The organism is Paenibacillus sp. BT-177, from assembly GCF_025846815.2.
Classification (GTDB): Bacteria; Bacillota; Bacilli; order Paenibacillales; family Paenibacillaceae; genus Paenibacillus; species Paenibacillus polymyxa_C.
Window position 1 is genome coordinate 304,300 of the sequence record NZ_JAOYTP010000002.1, and the last position, 23,548, is coordinate 327,847.

General features: G+C 46.0%; 22 protein-coding genes. 2 read left to right on the forward strand and 20 right to left on the reverse strand.

Going from position 1 to position 23,548, the window contains the following annotated elements; genetic code table 11:
- Nucleotides 1-237: 237 nt before the first annotated feature.
- Both purU and OIU26_RS07590 read right to left on the reverse strand, forming a co-directional pair.
- Complete coding sequence (purU, locus tag OIU26_RS07585; protein ID WP_264216426.1) at nucleotides 238-1,137, reverse strand: formyltetrahydrofolate deformylase; 900 nt, start codon at nucleotides 1,135-1,137, stop codon at nucleotides 238-240.
- A 22-nt stretch (nucleotides 1,138-1,159) separates the two neighbouring features.
- Nucleotides 1,160-2,287, reverse strand: a complete 1,128-nt coding sequence (locus tag OIU26_RS07590; RefSeq protein WP_264216427.1) for a deoxyribonuclease IV — start codon at nucleotides 2,285-2,287, stop codon at nucleotides 1,160-1,162.
- 294 nt (nucleotides 2,288-2,581) lie between these two features.
- On the opposite strand from OIU26_RS07590, the gene OIU26_RS07595 reads away from it, so the two are divergent.
- Nucleotides 2,582-3,490: a TIGR01777 family oxidoreductase gene (locus OIU26_RS07595; RefSeq protein WP_264216428.1), complete on the forward strand. Its 909-nt coding sequence runs from the start codon at nucleotides 2,582-2,584 to the stop codon at nucleotides 3,488-3,490.
- 211 nt (nucleotides 3,491-3,701) lie between these two features.
- Here the strand turns inward: OIU26_RS07595 and OIU26_RS07600 are convergent, their stop codons facing one another.
- The 15 genes from OIU26_RS07600 to OIU26_RS07670 all read right to left on the reverse strand — a co-directional run bounded on the left by OIU26_RS07600 (nucleotide 3,702) and on the right by OIU26_RS07670 (nucleotide 20,992).
- Nucleotides 3,702-5,486, reverse strand: coding sequence for an FHA domain-containing protein (locus OIU26_RS07600; RefSeq protein ID WP_264216429.1), 1,785 nt, complete (start codon nucleotides 5,484-5,486; stop codon nucleotides 3,702-3,704).
- A gap of 61 nt (nucleotides 5,487-5,547) precedes the next feature.
- The gene (locus OIU26_RS07605) at nucleotides 5,548-6,060 is read right to left on the reverse strand and encodes an A24 family peptidase (protein WP_013369967.1); all 513 of its coding nucleotides are present in this window, start codon (nucleotides 6,058-6,060) and stop codon (nucleotides 5,548-5,550) included.
- 88 nt (nucleotides 6,061-6,148) lie between these two features.
- Complete coding sequence (locus OIU26_RS07610; RefSeq protein WP_264216430.1) at nucleotides 6,149-7,144, reverse strand: pilus assembly protein; 996 nt, start codon at nucleotides 7,142-7,144, stop codon at nucleotides 6,149-6,151.
- Complete coding sequence (locus OIU26_RS07615) at nucleotides 7,113-9,329, reverse strand: DUF5702 domain-containing protein (protein ID WP_264216431.1); 2,217 nt, start codon at nucleotides 9,327-9,329, stop codon at nucleotides 7,113-7,115. Before OIU26_RS07615 ends, OIU26_RS07610 begins: the two co-directional genes overlap by 32 nt.
- A gap of 40 nt (nucleotides 9,330-9,369) precedes the next feature.
- Nucleotides 9,370-10,038 carry a TadE family protein gene (locus OIU26_RS07620; protein ID WP_264216432.1) on the reverse strand — a complete coding sequence of 223 codons (669 nt, stop codon included), beginning with the start codon at nucleotides 10,036-10,038 and terminating at the stop codon, nucleotides 9,370-9,372.
- The gene (locus OIU26_RS07625) at nucleotides 10,038-10,232 is read right to left on the reverse strand and encodes a Flp1 family type IVb pilin (RefSeq protein WP_013369963.1); all 195 of its coding nucleotides are present in this window, start codon (nucleotides 10,230-10,232) and stop codon (nucleotides 10,038-10,040) included. The genes OIU26_RS07620 and OIU26_RS07625 overlap by 1 nt, the downstream gene beginning before the upstream one ends.
- A 10-nt stretch (nucleotides 10,233-10,242) precedes the next feature.
- Entirely contained in the window at nucleotides 10,243-11,127 is an 885-nt protein-coding gene (locus OIU26_RS07630; protein WP_264216433.1) for a type II secretion system F family protein, read from the reverse strand.
- A gap of 6 nt (nucleotides 11,128-11,133) precedes the next feature.
- Complete coding sequence (locus OIU26_RS07635) at nucleotides 11,134-11,925, reverse strand: type II secretion system F family protein (RefSeq protein ID WP_013369961.1); 792 nt, start codon at nucleotides 11,923-11,925, stop codon at nucleotides 11,134-11,136.
- On the reverse strand, nucleotides 11,922-13,169 hold the full coding sequence (locus tag OIU26_RS07640) for a CpaF family protein (RefSeq protein WP_264216434.1): 1,248 nt from the start codon (nucleotides 13,167-13,169) through the stop codon (nucleotides 11,922-11,924). Before OIU26_RS07640 ends, OIU26_RS07635 begins: the two co-directional genes overlap by 4 nt.
- Nucleotides 13,170-13,182: 13 nt before the next feature.
- Entirely contained in the window at nucleotides 13,183-14,346 is a 1,164-nt protein-coding gene (locus OIU26_RS07645; protein WP_264216435.1) for an AAA family ATPase, read from the reverse strand.
- A gap of 529 nt (nucleotides 14,347-14,875) precedes the next feature.
- Nucleotides 14,876-17,203 carry a histidine kinase gene (locus OIU26_RS07650; RefSeq protein WP_264216436.1) on the reverse strand — a complete coding sequence of 776 codons (2,328 nt, stop codon included), beginning with the start codon at nucleotides 17,201-17,203 and terminating at the stop codon, nucleotides 14,876-14,878.
- A 219-nt stretch (nucleotides 17,204-17,422) separates the two neighbouring features.
- Nucleotides 17,423-18,310, reverse strand: coding sequence for a metal ABC transporter permease (locus tag OIU26_RS07655; RefSeq protein ID WP_264216437.1), 888 nt, complete (start codon nucleotides 18,308-18,310; stop codon nucleotides 17,423-17,425).
- Nucleotides 18,307-19,236, reverse strand: coding sequence for a metal ABC transporter permease (locus OIU26_RS07660; protein ID WP_264216772.1), 930 nt, complete (start codon nucleotides 19,234-19,236; stop codon nucleotides 18,307-18,309). The genes OIU26_RS07655 and OIU26_RS07660 overlap by 4 nt, the downstream gene beginning before the upstream one ends.
- A 5-nt stretch (nucleotides 19,237-19,241) precedes the next feature.
- Nucleotides 19,242-20,006 (reverse strand): metal ABC transporter ATP-binding protein, encoded by a 765-nt coding sequence (locus tag OIU26_RS07665; RefSeq protein WP_013369953.1) that lies wholly within the window; start codon nucleotides 20,004-20,006, stop codon nucleotides 19,242-19,244.
- A 14-nt stretch (nucleotides 20,007-20,020) separates the two neighbouring features.
- Nucleotides 20,021-20,992 carry a metal ABC transporter solute-binding protein, Zn/Mn family gene (locus OIU26_RS07670; RefSeq protein ID WP_264216438.1) on the reverse strand — a complete coding sequence of 324 codons (972 nt, stop codon included), beginning with the start codon at nucleotides 20,990-20,992 and terminating at the stop codon, nucleotides 20,021-20,023.
- Nucleotides 20,993-21,228: 236 nt separating this feature from the next.
- Between OIU26_RS07670 and OIU26_RS07675 the strand changes: the two genes are divergently transcribed.
- Entirely contained in the window at nucleotides 21,229-22,008 is a 780-nt protein-coding gene (locus tag OIU26_RS07675; RefSeq protein WP_264216439.1) for a DUF3153 domain-containing protein, read from the forward strand.
- Nucleotides 22,009-22,013: 5 nt separating this feature from the next.
- Here OIU26_RS07675 and OIU26_RS07680 read toward each other — a convergent pair whose 3' ends face one another.
- The 3 genes from OIU26_RS07680 to OIU26_RS07690 all read right to left on the reverse strand — a co-directional run bounded on the left by OIU26_RS07680 (nucleotide 22,014) and on the right by OIU26_RS07690 (nucleotide 23,433).
- A complete protein-coding gene (locus OIU26_RS07680) occupies nucleotides 22,014-22,439 on the reverse strand; it encodes a thiol-disulfide oxidoreductase DCC family protein (RefSeq protein WP_058711850.1) in 426 nt (141 codons plus the stop codon).
- A gap of 125 nt (nucleotides 22,440-22,564) precedes the next feature.
- Nucleotides 22,565-22,891 carry a hypothetical protein gene (locus tag OIU26_RS07685; protein WP_013369949.1) on the reverse strand — a complete coding sequence of 109 codons (327 nt, stop codon included), beginning with the start codon at nucleotides 22,889-22,891 and terminating at the stop codon, nucleotides 22,565-22,567.
- A 122-nt stretch (nucleotides 22,892-23,013) separates the two neighbouring features.
- Nucleotides 23,014-23,433 carry an organic hydroperoxide resistance protein gene (locus tag OIU26_RS07690; protein WP_013369947.1) on the reverse strand — a complete coding sequence of 140 codons (420 nt, stop codon included), beginning with the start codon at nucleotides 23,431-23,433 and terminating at the stop codon, nucleotides 23,014-23,016.
- Nucleotides 23,434-23,548: the final 115 nt, after the last annotated feature.

Consider the following 23,548-nt stretch of genomic DNA (forward strand, 5'->3'; position numbering starts at 1 on the left):
GCCAGATCGTTTGTAAAGATGATTGTCGAAATGGTCGAAATATAGTACAGCCCTCATATCAATATACCCGTTATGTATTAACATCATTTAAAAAATAATGAAATCGCAAAAAAATTTATATAGGGCCCAGATATAATACAATTACCCCACACAAAAAAACAAAGCCCATTATGCACTGGGCTTTGTTTAATCCGAAAGGTATACTCGCAAGTTTTCATCAATTTGAAATTGTTAAGTTCAATTAAAAACGACCGTTTTGTTCTCATGAACCAGTATACGATCCTCAGTATGCCACTTCACGGCTCTTGCCAACACGACCCGTTCAATAGTACGACCGATCCGTTTTAGCTCATTTACATCATCTCCGTGGCTTACCCGCTGTACGTCCTGCTCAATGATCGGACCACCGTCCAATTCCTCGGTTACATAATGCGCAGTAGCACCAATAATTTTCACACCACGATTATAAGCTTGGGCATACGGCTTACCACCCACGAATGCAGGTAGAAAGGAATGATGGATATTGATAATCCGGTTGCGATAATGCTCAATAAACTTAGGCGAAATAATCTGCATATACCTAGCCAAAATGATCACATCAATCTCTTCGCCAATGACCTCTAGCTGACGGCGCTCTGCCTCTGGCTTCGTATCGGCTGTCACCGGGATATGGTGATATGGAATGCCAAAGGATTCCACATACTCCTTCATATCCGGATGATTACTAACCACCAATGCAATATCCGCATCCAGATCGCCTGCCTGCCATTGCCACAGCAGTTCTACCAGACAGTGATCTTCTTTGGAAACGAAAATAGCCAATTTTTTCTTACGGCTGACCGCAGAAATCGTCCACTCCATACGGAATTGCTCAGCAACAGCGACAAAGTCCTGCTCCAATTGCGACTGAGCTGCACTCAAATTTGGCAGATCAAATTCAATCCGCATAAAAAACATACCGCCGGACGGGTCCATTGTATATTGGTCAGATTGAACGATATTGGCCCCATGCTCGAACAAAAAGCGGGACACAGTCGCTACAATACCTGGCCCATCTGGACAAGATACAAGCATGCGCGCACGGTTTTCATGTGTAGATACAGTGCTGTTTGGCTGATGTTTTACGTGAAGTTCCATGTGGCTATTAGTCCCCCTTATCTTATACCGTCACTGGCAGATGACTACCGGCAAACCAGGCAATCAACCGTTGATTAATGTGTTCTTCGCTCATCTCTGGAAACAGTCCTGCTTCCGTTATCATGTCATACAGACGCTCCAGCGGCTCACGTGGGTCTGCTTTTCTTGCTTTGGCATCATTTTTCAGCAGAGTCCAGGTGTCCAGTACAAATTTACGGACATCCACATCCTGTTTTTTGAAAAACGAATGCAGCTGCTCCACCTGACCCAAAAACTCATCTCCAAAGCGTTCCTTTATATTACCACGAAGCAAAGCAATCTCAACTTCATACATTGGTCGTTGAGTTTTGGCTTCTTTTCCAATCCACGGCGTCTCCAAAATAAACGGACGTCCTTGAAGTGCTTCATGATGTACCACATTATGAATAGTCTGATAACCAATCCAGCCTGATCCAATCGGCGTATGGCGGTCTTTATGAGCGCCAACTGGGTTCTTACTGTCATTAATGTGAACAACTTGGATGCGATTCAAGCCGACAATACGGTCGAACTGCTCCAGTACACCGTCCAAATCATTGACAATGTCATAACCCGCATCATGAATGTGACAGGTGTCCATACAAACCGTCAGACGCTCGTTGCGCTCTACTTTTTCTATGATGGAGGCAATTTCCTCAAAACTACGACCCATTTCTGTGCCTTTGCCAGCCATCGTTTCAAGTGCAATGTTGACATCGGTCTCCTTCACACCATTCAGTACCTCGTTCAAACCATCGGCAATTCGCCCAATTCCGTACTCTGCATCTTTATCTGTAAAAGCCCCCGGATGCAGCACGATATTTTTCACACCAATCGCATGTGTGCGCCGAATTTCCTCCTGAAGAAAGCTGACCGCAAGCTCATAGGTATTTTCTTTGTAGGAGCCGAGATTGATGATATACGGAGCATGCACCACGATATCTTCCATTCCCTTTTCCGCCATTAGCTGCTTGCCTTCCTCTAAATACATGGACTCCATCGGCTTACGGCGCGTGTTTTGCGGTGCCCCCGTGTATATCATAAACGAGCTGGACCCGTAAGAAGACGCTTCTTTTGTAGCGCTGAGCAGCCCCTTGTCCGAGAAAGACACATGAGAACCAATTTTCAGCATGATTTTGATTCATCCCCCTATCCTGTTATGCTTGTCTTATTTTAATTTATTCATTTTAACGTGATTATTGAAATCAAACAACATAGCGTTTATGGCAACTTTTTTAGATGACTCCCTAAGGGAACCTACAGACATAGTCCACATCTGAATATGTGTTATTGAAATGTAGGTAGATTAAAGCATGAATGGACCTTCTTTAGCGTACACCAGATACATTCAATATGAAGCTTTTGTATCAAAAAGGGTTATATTTTATAACAGAAACATTTATTGAATTGGAAGGAGAATAACTCCATGAATATCATCGTATGCGGAGGAACTGGATTGGTGGGGAGTGCACTGGTCAAAAGTCTGCTAGATGACGGATATACCGTGAAAGTCATTACCCGCAAGCCGCTGGTTGGACACGAAGCGAGCCCCCGCTTGCAGTATATGAGCTGGAACGAATTAAAACAAAAGCCTGAATTACTGGAAGGCACAGATGCGGTCGTTAATTTAGCAGGTGAGACGCTGAATCAGCGCTGGACGGACAAGTCCAAACAAAGAATTCTTCAATCACGACTGCTGTCCGTTGCCCGGTTGGCTCAAGCGTTGAATGCTCTGCAAAAAAAACCGAAAGTTATCATTCAGGCTTCGGCTGTTGCCGCCTATGGTACCTCCCTGACCGAAACATTTGACGAAAAAAGTCCGCGTCGTTCGGAGGATTATCTGTCTCAGGTAGTTGAGCAGTGGGAGGAAGCAGCCAACGCCTACCCTGCCGATGTCCGTTTAATTAAGTTACGCATCAGCCTAGTGCTGGATAGAAAAAAAGGAGCATTTCCACTCATGAAGATGCCTTACGTCTTCGGATTCGGTGGAAAAATAGGTAGCGGCCATCAATGGATGAGCTGGATTCATATTGCCGATATCGTTCGTCTGATCTCGTACTGCATTCATACACCAGAGATTTCCGGGGCAGTGAACGCTTCATCACCACACCCCATGACGAACGACCAATTTGGGAAAACAGTAGCTAAGGTATATCGTCGTCCGCACTGGTTTCCCGTTCCTGGCTTTCTCGTCCAAAAGCTATTGGGTGAGATGAGCACGCTTGTATTAGACGGTCAAAAGGTAATACCTCGTAAAGCGCTGGAGCACGGATTTAAGTTTAAGTATTCTTCACTGAAGGAAGCGCTAGAGGAACTCCATTCTTCTCACAAGTAGCGTTGAATTAAAAAATGAACTCTATGGATGATAGATAATATCTTTGTATCTCTACCAGCTTAGGGTTCATTTTTGATTTAGACATAATCTATCATTAAACCTGAGATCTTTGAGTTGTCTTGTTTTAGGCCTATGAATGGTCTTCTAGTTATAAAAAAGAAGCCCAGAATATAACAGGCCTCTTCTTAACATATATCCATTTAACGTTTACTCAAGATGCATTAGAGGATTTAAAAGAGTCCAATCGATAAGTATAAGAGACTCCAGCGATTTTAAAAGTGTCTCCATCCTTCATAGTATACTCCTTATAAGGCACCATAGGCTCTCCATTCAGCACAGTCCCGTTCGTCGAGGATAAATCTTTAATGATATGGCTTTGTCCTCCTGTAACCACACAAAGCTCAATATGAGAACGGGAAACTCCATCGGTATGCTCTACAAACTGGACCAATTGCGGATCTCTTCCGATGATAAAGCTACCTCCAACGAATTGGTCTGGCTGCAACCGTATGCGCTCGGTTTCTCCACTCCCAGATAACTTACGATCCAAGCAAGCAATTGGCGAGTGCTGAACAGTTGGACTCTGTATGTCTTGATCTGGACGAAGCAGCACGGTTTCCTGCTTGGATACCGTATTGAGTAGCTCCGTTACCCCGGACAAGGACTTATAATAAGCCTCGCTGGTATCGCTGTCGTTCAATTCATTTCCCTGCATGGCACCTTTCCTCGAATACTCGTGCAAGTCATAATTTGTACTTACTTTCCCTCTATCCTCCGTCGTTCGGCTTCCCATGCTTTTAGGTTCTAAGTCTGGAAAAGTCCAACGCCAGCTCTCCTGTGCTTGATCACTTGAATCAGTTGATGGCTTGTCTTGATGATGGCGTCCCGCTACAAACCCAGTCAGCTTATCTACCTGATAACGGTCATTTTTTCGTTGTGCTGGAGGAGTAGTTCCTAACCATTCCGAATCCAATACAGGTACTGCTTCACTATAAAAATGAGATGAAGCTCGATTGCGCTCTAATTTCCCCGTCCAGCTTATATAAGCAACAGCGACAAGTACCGAAGTCAGCACAATTGAAATAAGCAAGGACACCGTCTCAGGATGATCCAAATAAATATAACGCCAAACAATAGCCGAAGCGAGCAGACATCCGAGAGCAATGTATGTTTTATATTTTTGTAATTTAGGCTCCGCCTGTTCATCTTCCATTTCGTTGTCGGCTCCTAACTCGACACTCTCCTCTGATTTTGTGGACTGCTTGAGTCGATTGGCTCGCTTAAGCTCCTGAATTTCCTGCAGAGTCTCCCGATGTTCTTGCCCGTACATTCTTCCACCACGATCTGTATCGTTACCCTGTATGGTATGAGAGGAGTGAACAGACGATCTACCTTTATCCTGACCGCCAATGCTCTGTTCACTGGCCGTCATCCCTTGCAACAGTAGTTCCTTCAACGCGCCTAACTCAAATTCATTTCTCTCGTATAGATCGAGTATGCGCTGTATAGATTCTCCCTGAGGGTGAGCCACACGAGTCATCAAGCGAATAACCATCTGCTTAAAATAACTACCTGTTTGTTCCGTATACTGTACACTGCACAAAGGAACATAGGTCAAACTGACGGTCTCCCGTGTACCTAAACCGCTTATAAAAATGTAATCCTCGTGCAAAATAAACTGGCGGATATTTAACATATACTGTGGGCTACGATGAAGAGCATCTACTACTTCAAAAAGAATCCGGTAGAAATCAGAAGTCGACACATTCCCACCTTTCCATACTTGGGAAAGCATACGTTGCCCCGAAATATCGTAATGTAACTCGATCTGAAAATCGACTTCTTTTATTCTAAGTTCCAGCAGACCGGGAATCCGATTACCAGTCATCATTCGGGTCTGTACAGAATTTAAATCATTGGTCTTGAGCCCGCCTTCCTTGTTTAGAATCATAAACGTCCCGCCATTGCGAGCAAAATCCCTGCTTAAACCAAACAATTCATGACCTCCTTAACAATTCTTATCCCCTGAGGTAGCATGATCTCCCCAAGCGGACACGTCATGACAAGAAGTAAAGATAAGCGCTGACCGCTCCTGGAATGACTGCCGTCATAAAGGGAAACCTGAGGTGCGCTTCTCTCCCACTAGTCAGCGCTTTGCCGCTGCGAAATAGGAAAAATCCTCCTAAATTAAACGCCACGCGTCGTAATCTCATGATGGTTTCCCTCCTCCATAGCAAAATCCCTATACCAATAATGCCTGCAAAAAAAATCGAATATAGAGCCGATTGCCACGCAAAAGCTGCACCTGTCCATGCTCCAATTAAGCCAAACAGCTTTACATCTCCTGCACCAATTGCTCCCATCCAGTACAAAATCAGCATGAATCCAAAGCCGGTGCCAAGACCAGCAATAGCAAATAAAAAACCGTGCCAGCCTCCGAACAGAGTATTGAACAGCAAACCCACCGCTATGCCGGGCAATGTAAGCTTATTAGGGATTTTCATGCTTCTTAAATCTGTCACTAGCGCGATCGCCAGCAGAACTCCACACACAATATACATCCATGTCAATGCGGTCTTCCCCCTTCATAACAATGAAAATTAGCAGGCCTGCCAAATCATTTTTCATTGTAGTTATCTCAATAAGTCTATATCTAGCCTATCCATCAGTTGTCTTCTGCACAGAAAACGGAACCTCAATACGTTGGCCATCCTCCGTTTCAATTACAAAGCTCCATTGACCTGATGTTGTGTTTGTTCCTACAAACCAGTTCCATTCAACAATCCCATCTGCATTGGCTGAGGTCCAGCCCAAGTGTTGAGCTGTGCTTTCACCTGACTTATAAAGTACAGAAAGGGTAGCATTCGTCGCAGGTTCAACCTTGGCCTTGATCAAATTGTATACACCCTTCACAGCAGGCTCAGGCTTGACAAGCAACTGTATGGAATGCTGCGCATCCTTATCCCCTGTTTCATCACCTGTACCTGCTCCCTCTCCTGTATCACCAATCCAAAGACGTTCCTCAGCCGCCGCTTGGAGCACAATGTTGCGATACAAAAAGGGGACTTTCATCGGTAGTTCATACGATAGCTCTACTCTAAAATAAGGGTCCTTAGTTTCTGTAAGAGAGGGTACATGTACGCTCGTTATATGAATACGGTCATACTCCAGAATACTTTTCTCCATAAAAGGCTTTAGCATCGGCTTCAGAACAGGATCAAGTGCAGCCTCCGTCAAGCGTCCCCGCAGCTCCTCCAGCGGCTTTTGACCGCCTTGAACAGCGTTTTCTACCCAGTCGCCGATTGGAGGTGGCAGTTGGGCAGCGAATTGGCTTGCATATTCACTCACAGATAACTTAGGAAGTTCATCTAGCGGTTTGCGGACTGCATCTATTTTAGCGGACGCCGCCTCCACGGCTAGAGACACCGGGTAGATTTTAGCCGAAACCTGCTTAACCGTTTCTGAAGCAGTAGTCTGCAAGGCTGTGGAGACCAGTGTCATTTGGACCATATAAATGAGAAAAATAATAAAAAACAAAAACAATGGCAATACCAGTGACGCTTCTAAAACAATACTTCCTTGTTCACGCTGCTTCAATCCACAAGCCTGCCGTAGATAATGATTAATAGAAAAAATGCGCTGTTTTCGTGACATAGTACACACTTCCCTTAATACTCTCGCCTTCTTTGGAGGCGGTTCCGAGCATTTTCATTACTCCAGGTAGAAACCACAGCCTCATCCCATTCTTGACCTCACCCTTCGCATACGTCCGTCGCTCAGCTGGATTGACATCTGTATTCAGGCGGATCAGAGCAAGCATACGGGACATTTTTCGTTCATTATTGCTATGGAGCATCAGGAACAATCGCAAATGATCCTTGTAAGTCATTCGAAATTTCAGAAAATCAGACAAAGGCACATCCCCTTTTTGCGCCAGCATGATCATATCTTCAATCGCCTTCTCTACTCCATATAACAAAGCTGCCGCCAAAACGACCAACGGGTTACCCTTTGAACTGTTTTTGACCAGTCCCTCCATCGTTCGAATGGCAAGCCTCATAGCAAAAATCTCCCCATAGGCAGCTGCCAGATTACCCGTCGGATTATGAAACCCATACAAGATGTACTCAACTTCCTGATTATTCACTTCCAGCTGGTCCCCTAAAATCTGTGCAGCATTACCCACATTTCCACCTGATCCGGCCAAACTACCAAATCGGCTGAAGTCCACATGATGGAAGTAAGAAAGCGCGTACTCATTCTGGTAAAACTCGTCTCCCAGTTGAATTAGTAAGTTAGATGCCGCCTCATATAGACCATCCATTCTATCCATGGAAGCCCCCGTTGCATCATAGGTGTCATAGGACAAATCAGTGGATACAGATGGACTGGATGAAGACTGATTGAACGAAATACTTTCATTGTAATACTGCTCCAATACTCGGAATTGCTCAGCACTTTGTTTACCTTTAGAAAGAACCTCAATGATCCGATAGGCTTGCTTGAGCTTGTTTTTTGCCTCTCTTTCCATTTTTTTGCGCTCTTTGTCAGGGCCGCGTCGCGTATCCATCGTTCTGGCCTCACCGTCGAGTACATTGGCGGGTCCCGCCCAAGCATATGCATTTAAGTATTTATCTATCTCCTTGAGCGTTGAAGCAACTTCTTGCTTGAGCATGTCTGCATTCAAAAATGGATCTGTATAGAAAGACAGTGTACGCATCATGCTCGTTATTCTATTGTTAGCAGTGTTTATTGCGATCCTTTGCTTTTCGATTCCTGCTTCCCATTGCTCAAATTCATTGTTGGGAATCAACAAATCCTCTGCCCTTTGCCGGGCACTTCCTACAGACGGACCAGCGTTGGAGCCTGCTCCGCTTGGGGTGGGGGCTGCAGAAACTTCGTCATAGCCTGCATTGGCCGCCCTCTGCTTATATTGAACAATGACTTTGCGCATTTCTTCATTAATCTGCCGGGCTTCATTTAACGGTTCCTTGGCTTGCAGAAGCAGCTTATCATGCTCCTCTCCAGTCTGAACCATGACCTGTCGCAGGCGATCCAGTGCTTTCCTTGCCCTTTTTGCATATTTCTCCATCTGCATGATTTTAACGTCATCCACACTCTTCTTGTTGTCCTCATATACATGTACGTAATGCTTATATTGAGCAGCAATGTCGGCTACAACTTCAAGTGGGTCCCATATATACTGATTAGGCATATATGTCCCCCTCTGTTTAATAATCCGTTTGCGAACCTCTTCCATATAAGCTCCTGCCTTACGCTGTTTCTCCAGCATGTCATCCAGTTTGGCCTCACGTCTGTCATACAGCTTTTGCAGCCGTTTCAGCAAATCTACCGTGTGTGAAGCCTCCTTCATATTTTGAGAGAGTGGCTTTAGCTTTTCTAGCACTTCCATTGTAAAATCGACAGGCGCTTTATACTTCATCTCTTCACGGATCTGCTCGTTAAATATGGCATATTTACCAAGCTCCCTTTCCATTTGCAGTGAACTGGAATCCAGCTTCATATTCATTAGCGGTAGCGTTTCCGCGCGCGCCGTACGCCGCGCACTGTCATTCAGCACTTTGACCATAATTTGTTCGCCGCCGCCTTCACCATAAGCAAACAAACCGTACTCCTGTTGTAATGCCGGATCATAAGCAGACATCACTGACCGTACTGCTGCATGGGTCAGCCGTTCAGTCTGCACATGCAGCGCAGCAATTCTAGCGTAATCAATAAATACAGCAATAAAACCGAACATGACCGCCAAAATCAGAATGAGGAATACCGTGACAGCACCTGATTCTCCGTCCTTTGTATTTCGTCCCTTACCAAACACCCGCTTCCTCCTTTCCAGTTATATTCCCGTTAACTACTCCTTACTGACTGTTTTTCCCATATTGCATCAATACTTTCCCTACAATTGCCGGATCTACCTTTTCACCTGAGCCTCTACCCATAAACTTCGCACCATAATAACGGACCAACTCGACTGTACGAATCCATTCCACAGGTTCCACCACACCCGAGCTCATTTTTCCTTGTAAATCTGTATGATCTAAAAACTGATTCAACAAAGGTACCTCCACGATCTTATTTAGCTCTGTGGTCACCTTACGGTGAATCATACTGTTCTCATATGTCATCTGCCCATGCATACCCGCAGGCATTCTATTTTCTGCATTGGACAGCTTCTGGGCAGGTAACGAGCCTCCTTCATTGCCGCCCGGTACCTGTACACTTTCCTGATTATTGGCTCCGGCCCAGCCAAACAGGGCGCCTAACATAACGTCATCCTTCAAGCGCCAATAAAGAGAATCCCGTCGCCCTTGCGCAAATGCTCCCGTACGCGGGTCCTTAAAGCTGTTATCCCAACTGTAAGCGGCTCTTTCCGAAGCAGTAGAGGCAACCTGCACCAATATAGATTTTTGATATATATACAGGCAAAAGAATAACATTATAAAAATAACCAGCAGCAAAATGGGAAAGACGAGGGAAGCCTCCAAGGAGAAGCTTCCGTCCTCTTTTTGTACCAATTTGCACAGCATTATGAATCCATAAAATCGTTACTTTTTTTATCCGCCTTTTTCAACAGCCCTTCTACAATTTTCTTGATCTGATCTTTAAAAATAATGGCCACCGCAATCAGAATCGCAATGATCAGGATCATTTCTAACGTCCCCAAACCATCCTCATCCTTGTGCAATTTACGAATACTACCTGCTACAATTGTCATCATCATTTTATTCCTCCTACATATTCATCATCATTAAAGCCGGAGCACCCACCAGCACAATGACCGTTAGCAAAATTAGTGCCATCGGGAAGACTAACTTTGAAGAAGCCTGTTCCCCTCTTGTGCGGCTAATTGAAGTCCTCTTGCTCCATAACGTCTGAGATAACTCACGTAAAGCCATTACAAAATCGCTCCCGCCACGCCTCATATTCAATAAAACTGTCGTTGTAAATATTGTCACTTCTTGAATACCACAACGTTTGCTCAGATGTTCAAATGCCTGTTGAAAGGAATAGCCACTTTCCCATTCCCCCACTGTCTGCAGCAATTCTCGATACAATGGGTGTACCGTATCCGCCCCTTTACGCTCCACGCAATGAAGCAAAGCCCGTTGTACTGTCTCTCCCGCACCAACCAAAAGCATCATTTTACTCAATAATTCAGGCAATTCCATTAAGATTTGCTGATCCCGCTTCTGTACTTTTCCATGCAAATCCTTGACCAGCGCTACTGGCACCAGAACACCGAGCCCCAAGCCAAGCACCAGTCCAGTCGCTTCCCCGCCCATCATAATGGATATTAAAGCTCCACCAGCAGCCACCATATATCCGTACCCCAACATTTCTGCCAGAAAAAGCATCGTTTTTTCTCCGCTGTTGCGCATACCATACAGTTTCTGTATTGAACGCTGTAGCTTGAACATTAGCAAAGGCAACCTATGAGTGGCACGTGAAACATGAAGCATGTGTACAAAAGGCACCGAAAGTTTTTGCAGCCGCAGTCCTTCCAGCTTCATATGGCGAAAATGTGCATACTTAGCAGTGTACATTTGGTTCAGCACCACCCAACCTCCCACTTGCAGAACCAGCATAACCAGACAAACCAACGTCACCACACCCATCACTCCTTACACTTCAATCTTCATAATGTGGTTGATCCACACAAGACAGCCACCAAGCACCAGTAGGCAAAAGGTTGATAGAATCATACCTGTACCGCTGTATAAGGGCATCATGTAGTCTCCTGCTGTCACTGTCATAAACAAAACAAACAAAAAAGGCGCTGCAAACATAACCCTCGATTCAAAACGTTTCTGCGCAATCATTACACCGATCTCCTGCTGAATTTCCAGCTTCTCACCAATGACACTTGAAGCCCGTCGTACGACTTCCACCAGATCACCTCCGGTTCGTTTGCAAGCCGCAAATACGTCCGCAAAATTCGTAATATCCTCAATCTGAGCCCGACGAGCCAAATCCTGCAAAGCAGCCTCTACAGGCTGTCCGATTTCGAGGCAGGCCGTAATAATGTTAAATTCAAAAATCAGATCGTGATCTCCATCCGGACTAAGCAACCTCAAATCCTCTACAGCCTCACGAAACCCATTCTCCACCGACCTTCCCGCTGAAAGAGAAGACGAAAGCGAGTATAAAGCCTGCTTAAATTGAATACTTAAAGCAGACCTACGTCGTTGCAGCAAAAACTTTCTAAAATAACGAGGCATCACCACAGCTCCAGCAGCACACAGCAACGATAATATCCATTGGTGATAAAATAGATATCCGATCGTCGCGAACAACACTCCACTAGAGAGAATGCACATACTTTTTTGTGCAGTCGATAATGTATACACCGTATAATCTGGCAGAGAAGGGACCTCACGTGACACTTGCTTGGCAGTCGCCTTTCCTGTTCTCATGCCGATACTCCTCCCTTGTGCCAAATTTCCGGCTTGATCCCGGCCATTTGCAGCTTCAATGTATGTTGTAGCCTCCCACCACAACGTTCCAGTTCCCCTACAATTTGTCCTTTACTTTCTCCGTGTTCTTGGAAGCGATAAAGGGGATTCAGCGTCACCTCACCATTTTCAAAACCAATCACTTCGCTAATTTCCAGCACCCTTCTGGATTTGTCGCGTAGCCGTGACAGATGAACGAATATATCAATGGCCGAGCTGATCTGCTGCCGTACTACTCCAAGCGGAAGCTCTGCCCCACCGAGCACCATCGTTTCCAGCCGGCTGACCATATCGCGGATATTATTCGCATGCCCAGTTGATAAGCTTCCATCATGTCCCGTGTTCATCGCTTGCAGCATATCCAACGCCTCACTCCCTCTGACCTCACCCACCACAATGCGGTTAGGCCGCATACGTAAGGAGGAACGAATCAGATCACGAATCGTGATTTCTCCCTTCCCCTCGGTGTTCCCGTTCCGTGTTTCCATGGAAACCAGGTTGGGGACAGTCACAATTTGCAGCTCTGCCGAATCTTCAATCGTAATAATCCGTTCAGACGAAGGGATGAACTGGGATAATGCATTCAGAAAAGTTGTTTTACCAGAGCCCGTTCCGCCGCTTATAAAAATGTTGTACTTGCTACGTACCAAGTCTTTGAGCATAGCGGCGGCTTCTGTATTGAGTGCACCCATTCGTATCAAATCATCCATCGTCATGGGACGCTCGGGAAACTTCCGTATGGTCATCGTCGGACCCTTGAGAGCAACTGGCGGCAGCACGATATTTACACGTGATCCGTCCTTTAGTCGGGCATCCACAATGGGAGAAGCCTCATTCACAATTCGGTTCACCCCGGCTACAATCGTCTGGATCAAATCCTCCAGTCGTTCGCGGGATTCGAATTGATCGGGCACCTGAATCACCTCACCTGCCCGCTCCACGAAGATTTCCCGATGACTGTTGATCATAATTTCCGTTACGGTCGGGTCGTCAATCAATGGCTGGAGCACATCCAGCCCACGGAAAGAGTTGAAAATTTTGCGGACAAGTGCATGCTTTTCTCGGGAAGTTAAGCTCGCCAGCTCTACGTCGTGTAAAATTCGCTTTTCGATATGCCGTACTAGATCTATATCCTTTACCGAGGACGTTACGTCCAGCCCGTTACGAATATCCGCGCGCAATACCTTAAATTGTTCCTCATTCATGTTCATCATCCCCTTAAGACCAAGCAACCGTCGACTGTGCTGTGCTCTCCATATCCAGCAGCTCGCGGCACAAATGACGAATTTCCCGCTGATAAATCGGTGAACTAAGCAGCAGCTCACGATGCTGCATTTGTTTCCATGAAGGTATATAGGGTAACGCTCCGTTCAGCTCCATGAAGTCACGAGGTAACGAATTGATCATAGTTCCCATGTAGCGATTCACCACAAAGCTGGTTTTGCATATCATGGCTTCAAGCCCCTCAGGCTGCGTAGTTTCTAAAACATCCAGCCATAATCCGCACTTGTGCATACTCATTAAATCGTCAGCGAGCAACCAGATTAGCTTATGACTAGCTTCAAGCACGGCTTGAGCCCGCTCACCATTTTCAGAATCGCAATCTACGATCACTACATCATACTGCCCGCTTTCAGCAATCGTTCGAATGAGCTCTTTCGCTTCATCACAAGTCATGTCTGTCAATTCCTTGCGATTATAGACAGGTTGAAACGTATCAGCCTGAATTTCAGGACAACGCACACAATACGAAGCCAAAGATAACGAAGTGCCCTCATTTTCCTCCGACTTGAGATCATACAGCAGTCTGGACAGTCCTTCTCCTTCTCCTTGTACTCCGCTAGAACTGTCTGAACCAGTGAACAACGAGCTTGAATCCACCGTTTCCAGATTCAAATAGAATACCGAATATCCCTCATTCCCCAGCTGCTTGGCAATATTGAGCGCGGCCGTTGTCTTGCCCAATCCACCTGAAGCTGCCACCATGCCGATAATCATTCCACCTTCCCGACTGTTTACGCTTTTCCGACCATTCAACCTCTGTCTCGCCGTTTCCAAAATAAAACCGACCAGTTCAGATAAAGGCTGATATTTTAATACAGGCTGCCCATATTCGCTTACTTGTTCTCCCTCATGCAATACCAAACAAGGAATATCCGCATCTTCCCGAGCTGTCCATAGATTCAGAAAGGGCATTTCACCTACTACCACATCTGGTCTTTTCATTCCGCTAGTTTCCATCATGTATTGATGAAATGCCTCCGGCTGCGAAAAAGCCGTTATTCTGAGCCTTCTGGCGTACTCGCTTCCGTGAACATAATTCAGCAGAGGCTCAATATAATCCCGGCCTTCTACGGCCAATACCACTTTTACCGGAACCAATATGCTTATCCCCTTTCCCAACACAACAACGCAAAAAAGCACCGTTCATCCATCCGTAAGTACATACGGTTGGTGAACGGTGCTTCCGTCACGTGCAATCTATTTATTGGTAGAATAGCATAGCACCTGTGTTAGAGCAAGTACTTTTTGCGCAAGTATTTTCTTAGAATTCTGGTACTAGGAGAAGGCGGGCAGTCTAGCCCCGCCTCCTACGATCTTCAACTTAGTAGAATTTGTGGTGACGACGATGACAGTCATGATGGCGATGATGACGACGTTTCCGGCAATGACATTTCTTATCAAAGTCTTCATGTTTCCAGTGATCACGTTTAAATTTTGGTTTAAACTTAATGACAGTCACCTTAATGATTTTCTTAAAAACACGTTTTTTTGGCTTTGGAAAATGACAATCATGTTTACGATGTTTATACATTCAAACTCGCCTCCATTTCTTTGAGATAGAATATACTATGGAAGCAGTGAACAACCGGTAACCAGCATATGACTATTTATGAATGGATTGGGCATTTTAATAATCTGTCTCCAGCTTAATATCCGGATCATAATCCGCCACGATAAGAACATCCATATGACGTGCTTGACGGAGAATCCTCGGCACGACCGCACTCTTCCCCCAACAGCTACTTCGGGAAGACTGCCCCACGATGAGCTGCGTGCCTGAATATCCTTCCACTGGAGCAATCAAAATGTCGGCAATCTCGCGTCGGCTGGAAACAAGCCGAATTTCAAAGGTTCCCCCCAGTCGGTGGGTCAGCAACTTTAGTTGTTCCAGACGAGGGTTCAACCTCTCCGGTATACGCTCACCGACATGAACATAAGTCACAATCCACACAGCCTTCAGGCGAAAGGCGATACGAAAACCGCGGCGAATCAACCTTTCAGCATTTTCGCTTAGCGTCACGCCTACAAAAATCACTTCCTCTCTGCGCCACGGTCCCCGAAGTGACTCGTGCCGATCCCAGGATTCCAGCCGCTCATCTACATCATCTGCCAATTCTCGCAAAGCAAGTTCACGCAGCGCAATTAGATTACCCAGCTTAAAAAAGTGGCTAAGTGCCTGCTCCACCTTTGCACGATCGTAAATTTTGCCTTCACGCATACGCTGCTGTAACGATTTGGGAGCCACATCAACAAGCTGTACTTCATCGGCCAGACGCATCATATGGTCGGGGACAGTCTCTCTCACCCGAATGCCAGTAATTTGTTCTACGGCGTCATTCAAGCTCTCCAAATGCTGTACATTCATCGTGGATATAACAGAAATACCTTGTTCCAAAATGGCCAGTACATCCTCATAACGTTTAGATTTCAGACTTCCCGGAACGTTGGTATGTGCCAGCTCGTCAATTAGCACGACCTCAGGATTACGCCTGAGAATGGCTTCAGTGTCCATCTCTTCCAAATGTGCACCATGACGCTCGATAGACTGGCGAGGAATCATCTCCAGAGAGCCTACCTGGGCTAGTGTTTCTGCTCTTCCGTGCGTTTCCAGCAATCCGATCACCACATCAATCCCGCTTTCCAGCAGATCATTTCCCTCTCTCAGCATGGTGTATGTTTTGCCGACCCCCGGAGCAGCACCAATATATACCTTGAGCTTGCCGCGCAGGATTTTGGCTTCCTCAGCCTGTACTTCCTCAACGCTCAAACGATGATACAGGTCAGTATCTCCTTCCTCCTGTCTCATCGTTGGCAAAATTCGTTCACCCTCCTGCTCGGCTCGGTCCGCAATCAGCAGCAGATCCATATTTTTCATTCGTTTTAAAATTCCGTTCACCAGTGAACCTTTGACCAACTCCTGCCACGGAGTCTGCTGAGAATGCCCCATAACAATTCGGGTAACGTTATGAGTCACCGCATAATGGATAAGTTGACGTGGTAGCCTTCTACGGGAAAGGAGCGGGATTTCTTCAAATGTCGAACCGATCTTATCGGCCAACTGCTCAATGGAGCGCTTGAAGGCTGCTGATTCCTTGGACAACTTGCGTTTCGAGCTGACAAAGGAGACCACCAGCATATCTCCACCCAACCGCTTGGCCACCTGTTCCCCCCTGCGTACATAAATGGACCCATTCCAATGATACTGGACAGGCACCAAAATACGCTCTGCTGCTCCTGACGCCCCGTGCAAGCCTAGCTCCTCCCGATGCCGTTCCAGCGAATCATTCACATCCTCTGCCACCAATCGCAGAGCGAGCTCACGCAATTTACCCAGATTTCCCCGGTGAAACATCTCTGGATTGGGCGTATGCATGTAACCTTTCGCTAGCCGTTCCAGAATCATCTCCGGGGTGGCATCAATTAGACGAATTTCATCCGCCAGCTCCAATGTATCAACCGGAACCGTATATTCCGCTTCAAAGCCTGTCAGCTGATATACCCACTCCGTGATCCCTTCGAGTTCATAAACATTGACCGTCGTAATGACGCTAATTCCCATCTCCAGCAAATACCGAATATCCTCCAGCCTTGTTGGAAACGAGGCGTCTTTTCGGTTATGATGTGCCAAATGATCTACCAGCACCACCTCAGGATTTCGTGCCACTAAAGCTTCTACATTCAGATCCTTTTGCTCCTCGCCATCCTTCATCCAATGAATACTGGGTACTCGCTCTAGGGAGCCGACCTGTTCCACGGTCTCACGCCGTTGCAGAGTCGATACCGCACAAATTACAACATCAATCCCTTCATGCTGCAGCGATTGTCCCTCCTGCAGCATATGATACGTTTTGCCAGAGCCACTGACCGCACCAATGTATATTTTGAGTCTGCCTCGATGCAATTTGTTAATGGAATCCAGTATCTCCTCTGGTGATTTACGTTTGAAGCTCTCCAATTTCGTTCCTCCCCGCAGCGTAACAGCTCGTTCCGAATCCTTCTGTGTGATTGTAAAGAATGTACTCCCGTGTCCCGGTTAATTCAAGATGACCCAACAAGCTTGCCTCAAAAAAAGCCGCACAGATTAGCATAAGCGTAAAAAAGCGTGCATTCAGGCACTTTATGCCCGTCTGCACGCTATTTTGAGTAATTCATATAGGATCACTTCCTACGAGACTCACTTGCTATTTTCGCCAATGATTCCCCGTTGTTGAAATAACTTTCGCCATACCACACCATGAGACGGGGAAAATAGAAAAGCCAAAAGCAGCAACACACCCGATACACACAGCATACATGCCGCAATAGAAGCATCTAATACAGTTGCTGTATAAAAGCCTACGATCGAGCTAATGACTCCAACTCCTACGCTGTATGCAATCATACGGGACAGCTTCTCCGTCAGCAAATAAGCGGTAAGAGGCGGTACAACAAGCATGCCAACCACTAGAATTGCACCCACACTCTCAAATGACGCCACTGTCGTTAGTGATACGAGACTCATTAGCAGATAATGAAAAAAAACAACTGGAATGCCCAATGAAGCTGCCAATGCGGGATCAAAGGAAGTGACTTTAAATTGCTTGAAAAAGCCCCCTACCACGAGCAGATTGATCAAAAACATTGCGCCCGTAATCCACACAGCCCTCGGACCTATATCGAAGCCAGCAAGCTCTATCGTATTCCACGGGACATAAGCAATCTCCCCATACAAAACGTGGTCCATATCCAGATGGGCATTGGAAGCAAACACGCTGATCAGCAGTACACCGATAGCAAACAATGTCGTAAACACCACGCCAATGGCAGCATCACTTTGCAGACCGCTTTGTTGGAATAGCTGAATCAGATACACGGTTAGAAGCCCCAGCACGGCTGCACCAAACATCATCCACACCGAATCCCTCGATCCAATGATTAGAAAGGCAATGATAATACCAGGCAGTACCGCATGACTGATGGCATCACCAATCATAGCCATTTTCCGAAGCACGAGAAAGCATCCGACGATACTACATCCCCCTGCCACTAACATTCCCGTCAGAATCACATAAAATGAACTCATAGGGCACGCTCCTCCCTGGGCTGTGCTCCGACTCCCTGCTCCAGACTTTTTCTGGCGTTCAACCGAACGATAGCCTTGGAAATCATTCCGCGCTGTGGTGCAAAGATCAGACTTACACCAAATACCACAGTCGCACACAACACGCACAATGGTCCTGTAGGCAGGTTTTGTCCCAGAGAGCTAATAACGGTCCCACCCAGACCCGCTATAGCACCAAACAAGCCTGAGAGGCATACCATAACACCCAGCTTCTCTGTCCAATATCTTGCCGACACGGCCGGGGTAATTAGCAGAGCAGCCATCATAATGACGCCCACAGCTTGAATACCAGCCACCACCGCAATGACAATCAACAGCATCAATAACTTATCCAGTAAACCTGCCGGAAAACCAAGTCCACGGGCAAAGCCGGGATCAAAGCTAAGCAGCTTAAATTCCTTGAAAAATAATATACATATTCCGATGAGCACCATCGAAATTACCGCCATCGTATAGACATCAGACAACACCATTGCCGCAGCCTGGCCAAATAAAAATTTATCCAACCCACTTTGGTTGCCTGCACCACTATGCTGAATTTCGGTCAACAACATAATGCCGAAGCCAAAAAATACGGACAGCACCGCTGCAATTGCCGAATCGCTTTTAATTCGCGAATACCGAGTTAACGCACTGATGGCAAAGGTAGCAACAATCCCTGCAATGGCTGCCCCAATCATAAATCCAAATATGGATTTTGTGCCTGTGATCATAAATGCCACACATACCCCCGGCAAAGCCGCATGGGCCAAAGCATCTCCCATAAGCGATTGCTTACGCAAATACATAAAACTGCCAATCACCCCGCTGCTTAAACCGAGTAAAATACATCCAAGCAAAATCCATTGCATGTTCGGGTCTGTCAAAAGCGCTGCCAAGCTTGTCATACTGCTCACCTCACTCCGAGTATCGTGCCGGATTCCGAACCTGTTTTGAGTATACTCAGACGCCCGCCATACGTACGTTGCAGATTTCCCTCGGTAAAAATATCTGCGGTCTCTCCAAATGCCATCAGATGCCCGTTCAACAGCATAACCTGGTCAAAATAATCCGTGACCGTAGATAAATCATGATGAACGACAAGCACGGTTTTCCCCTGCTGTTTCAGATCGTTAAGCAATGAAATGATAGCTTTTTCTGTTGCAGCGTCCACACCGACAAACGGTTCATCCATAAAATAAAGCTGAGCGTCCTGCGCAAGCGCTCTCGCCAAAAAAACGCGTTGCTGCTGCCCGCCTGACAATTGACTAATCTGCCTGTCTGCAAATTTGCTCATTCCAACCTTGTCCAAACTCTCCATCGCAGCCTGACGATCTGCTGCTCCCGGACGTTTAAACCAGCCCAGTCTGCCGTAACGTCCCATCATAACCACATCTAGAGCGTTCGTTGGAAAATCCCAATCCACCGACTCCCGCTGCGGTACATATCCAACCTTGAGCAGCTGTTGCTTATAGGGCTTGCCGTAGACCAGCACCTCGCCCCTGAGCTTTGGAATCAGCCCAAGCACGGCCTTGATCAGTGTAGATTTGCCAGCCCCGTTGGGGCCGATAATACCAATCAGCTTACCTTCCGGCACCTCAAAGGAGACATCGAACAAAACGGGCTTTTTTTGATAGGCTACCGATAAATCACGAACAACAAGTGGTGAATGTCCCATGTGTCTACGCCTCCTTATTTAAGAGCTCTAACGATCGTATTCACGTTATGCTTGACCATTCCAATATATGTTCCATCTTCTGTACCTTCTTCACCCATAGCATCCGAATACAGCTCGCCGCCAACCTTTATCGTATGACCTTGCTGAGCTGCACCTTGAATAACCGCATCTATGGCCTTTCTCGGAACACTTGATTCTACAAATATGGCTTTAATCTTATGCTCCACCAGATAATCTCTCAGCTTGGTCACATCTTGTGAGCCCGCCTCTGATTCTGTACTCATGCCTTGAAGGCCTCTTACTTGAATCTGGTAAGCGTCTCCGAAATAGCCAAATGCATCATGTGCCGTGACAAGTACGCGCTGTGCCTTCGGTATACTGGCAATCTGCTCTCTCGTGTAATCGTCCAGTTCTCGTAGCTCAGCGAGATAAGCTTCGGCATTGGCCTTATAATCCTCCGCATGAGCAGCATCAAGTGCCGACAATTCATCTCTGACGGTTTCTACCGCAGACATCCAGTTTTGTACATCAAACCAGATATGTGGATCATACTCAGATCCCATTTCTGGGCTAGCTGCACGCAATTGATTTTGGGCAATGTTTTTGGACACGGGTATAACAGGCTTTTGCTTGCTAATTTTCTCCAGGATGTCCTGCATTTTCCCTTCCAGATGCAACCCATTATAAAAAATGATGTCGGCTTTATCCAGCTTACGCATATCTCCCTGAGACGCCTTGTACAAATGTGGGTCAACGCCTGACTTCATAATTCCCGTGACCTCCACATGAGCACCGCCGACCTTCCCGACAATGTCAGAGATCATACCGATGGTAGTCGTAGCCTTTATTTTCTGTCCCGCCTCTTTCGTAGCTCCCTGTTCTGTCTTCTTGGCATCTGTACATGCAGTCGCTAGAACCAGAACTAGAGACAACACTCCAACCGTCGCTACCCATTGTGGCAGAGCCTTCTTAAACTGCTTGTTCATGTTTTAAAATCCTCCTTTTAATATTTGTTTTAGGACAAACTATTTCCTTGAGACAATTATTTTTTATCCATACTATATTTTAGAGTATACACTAAAGTTTTTACCTAAGGAAACATTTTTGAAATATAAATCTTAACTATTCTTTTATATCGTTCGATTTTGGCTCTCCGAATGTGTAATATATAGAAGATATCCAGTCGTTATACCAAAGAAACCATACAAAGAAGGTGCAGGTCATGGACCCAACAGGATACAGCCCTTATCGGAACAAACGTCGGCAAATACAGTTACGAAAAATACTGCTCATTTTTATGCTGGTGTGTTGTCTGTTTGCCCTAACTTCCTGTGCTCGGGGTGACATTCATATAGATGTTCATCTGGATCAAAGTGTAGATATGGATGCAACGTTCAGTGTAAACAACCAGACACTGATGATGTTGGACAATCCGGGGCTGCTCGATCGATTAGTTCAACGTATGCAAAGCAATAATGTAGACGTACAGCCGCTATCGGAACAAGGGAGAAAGGGATATCAAATAAAGGGGCATTATCAAGGGGATTGGGGTACAAACCAAAAAAATCCCGATCAGGGTTTAAATCTGCCTGAGGGATTAGAAATAAATCGCGCAGTGAGCCAGCATTTTTTTACAACCAATATGGATCTTACGCTTAAGCTCGATTTGCCTCGGATGCTTCCTGAAGAAGCTCGTGGCCTGAGTGATAAATTAGAACAAATGAATGTGTTCGCACGCAAATTACTAGAACGGCAACTGGATCTTAACTTCAGCCTATCCCTGCCCATCCAGCCTGCTTCCAGCAATGCTGACCGTGTGTCGGATGATGGAAAAACACTCTATTGGGACATTGCTCCATTAGAGTCAAACGAGCTACAATTGTCGGTCAACGTACCCAATGTACGCCATATCGTGTATGTATCGGCTACGGGTCTCATACTGATCGCGGTAGCTGTGATATTACTGATTCGTAATTATCGTCGTAAAAATAAACATAAATAAAGCAACTAAAAAAATCGTTTCCTAATTTCTGGTGGGGGGATCTGACATTGATCCTCCTCATCCTTGCCAAACCAACGATATCGGTTACGCGCTACCCAGTTATAGGCTGCGTTGCGCACAAAGCGGGGAATCAAGATGAATACATAGGCCAGCGGGTATGGAAAACGAAGGCGTTTGGCAATCCGTAAAGCTGCAGTTGACCTTGTATAATACGTACCGTCTTCAATCAGAACGAATGTATCCAGTTGATCTGTAGACAGTCCACCTGCACGTAAAAGTTCTTGCCCTACCTCGGATTGCAGGGAACCAAAATGGAATATTCCCTTAGGATCACGTTTGATAATGAAGCGGGTTGCTCCCTGACAAAAGTGGCATACCCCATCCACCAATACAATGGAATGTTCGGTATGGACATGATCAGACTGGTTCATCAACGCATTTCACCTCCACAGAGAAATCAACGGCATGAAAACGCAACGGTTCGATTATAAACAAAAAAACGCCGAAAGTATCCGACGCTTGTCTAGAAATGTATAATCCTTGCCTGTTCGAAAAACTAGCTCAATGCTTTCTCAAACAGCTGTTTTGCATTAATTTGCTCTAAAAACTCATCATGGAACTGATCCATACACTTGCAGATAAAATCCTTATGGCATACCGGGCAAGGCGTCGTTAGCAGTCGACTAATATTCGTCAAAGTCCACTCCGGATTACGTTGAGAAAAAACGCGGCACTCCGTTCCATCGGCCAAACTCATTTTAAACTCATAAAGCCCTTCCTTTTCGTTGCTACCAGCCAGCGTGAAATTAACAATATTCGGTCTGTAAGACATCATATCACCCGTATTTTTCAAATTTGTTTCGTACCTGATGACCAGAATCACCTATGACATCTTAATGAATTTTGGCGATGATGTCAAATGGACGCCATTCTCAGCGAATCAAGAATTAGGTGCAAAAGCCGCCGATCAATCGGCGGCCATGTGTGAAATTTTTAAAAATGCGATCAAATGACGTTGAGTTCAACATCAATGTTACCGCGAGTGGCTTTGGAGTACGGACAAAAATCATGTGCTTGGCGTGCCAAATCTTCAGCCTGGGAACGCTCAATCCCCGGTATTTTTACATCCAGACGCACAGCTAACTGGAAACCCCCGTCGCTTGGGTCCTTGCCAATCGATACGTGGCTGGTGACCTCTACATTGTCCACCTTTACCTTGGCTTTACGGGCCACATTTGCCAACGCACTTTCATAGCATGCGCCATAGCCTGCCGCAAACAGTTGCTCCGGATTCGTAGCGTCCCCACCTGCGCCACCCAGTTCCTTCGGTGTGCTCAGCTTATGCTTCAATACCCCGTCTGAAGAAGCCACTGAACCGTCTCTTCCACCATGTACCGTTGCTGATGCTGTGTATAACGCTTCCATGATTTCATCTCTCCTTCTTCCATCTTATTGGCATTCCGCAGGAATCCTCGTCATGTTAATACATGATTTCCTTCTCGTATGTACTTTAAACGAGCCACGCAAAATGAATCATTTA

Coding starts and splice junctions, on each gene's coding strand:
- OIU26_RS07620 (WP_264216432.1), bottom strand. CDS start 10,038: ATGCTGTGCAAATTGGTACAAAAAGAGGACGGAAGCTTCTCCTTGGAG.
- OIU26_RS07680 (WP_058711850.1), bottom strand. CDS start 22,439: ATGAACCAGTCTGATCATGTCCATACCGAACATTCCATTGTATTGGTG.
- OIU26_RS07675 (WP_264216439.1), top strand. CDS start 21,229: ATGGACCCAACAGGATACAGCCCTTATCGGAACAAACGTCGGCAAATA.
- OIU26_RS07660 (WP_264216772.1), bottom strand. CDS start 19,236: ATGACAAGCTTGGCAGCGCTTTTGACAGACCCGAACATGCAATGGATT.
- OIU26_RS07665 (WP_013369953.1), bottom strand. CDS start 20,006: ATGGGACATTCACCACTTGTTGTTCGTGATTTATCGGTAGCCTATCAA.
- OIU26_RS07590 (WP_264216427.1), bottom strand. CDS start 2,287: ATGCTGAAAATTGGTTCTCATGTGTCTTTCTCGGACAAGGGGCTGCTC.
- OIU26_RS07610 (WP_264216430.1), bottom strand. CDS start 7,144: ATGTCACGAAAACAGCGCATTTTTTCTATTAATCATTATCTACGGCAG.
- OIU26_RS07635 (WP_013369961.1), bottom strand. CDS start 11,925: ATGAGAACAGGAAAGGCGACTGCCAAGCAAGTGTCACGTGAGGTCCCT.
- OIU26_RS07630 (WP_264216433.1), bottom strand. CDS start 11,127: ATGGGTGTGGTGACGTTGGTTTGTCTGGTTATGCTGGTTCTGCAAGTG.
- OIU26_RS07670 (WP_264216438.1), bottom strand. CDS start 20,992: ATGAACAAGCAGTTTAAGAAGGCTCTGCCACAATGGGTAGCGACGGTT.
- OIU26_RS07690 (WP_013369947.1), bottom strand. CDS start 23,433: ATGGAAGCGTTATACACAGCATCAGCAACGGTACATGGTGGAAGAGAC.
- purU (WP_264216426.1), bottom strand. CDS start 1,137: ATGGAACTTCACGTAAAACATCAGCCAAACAGCACTGTATCTACACAT.
- OIU26_RS07595 (WP_264216428.1), top strand. CDS start 2,582: ATGAATATCATCGTATGCGGAGGAACTGGATTGGTGGGGAGTGCACTG.
- OIU26_RS07640 (WP_264216434.1), bottom strand. CDS start 13,169: ATGAATGAGGAACAATTTAAGGTATTGCGCGCGGATATTCGTAACGGG.
- OIU26_RS07655 (WP_264216437.1), bottom strand. CDS start 18,310: ATGAGTTCATTTTATGTGATTCTGACGGGAATGTTAGTGGCAGGGGGA.
- OIU26_RS07625 (WP_013369963.1), bottom strand. CDS start 10,232: ATGATGATGACAATTGTAGCAGGTAGTATTCGTAAATTGCACAAGGAT.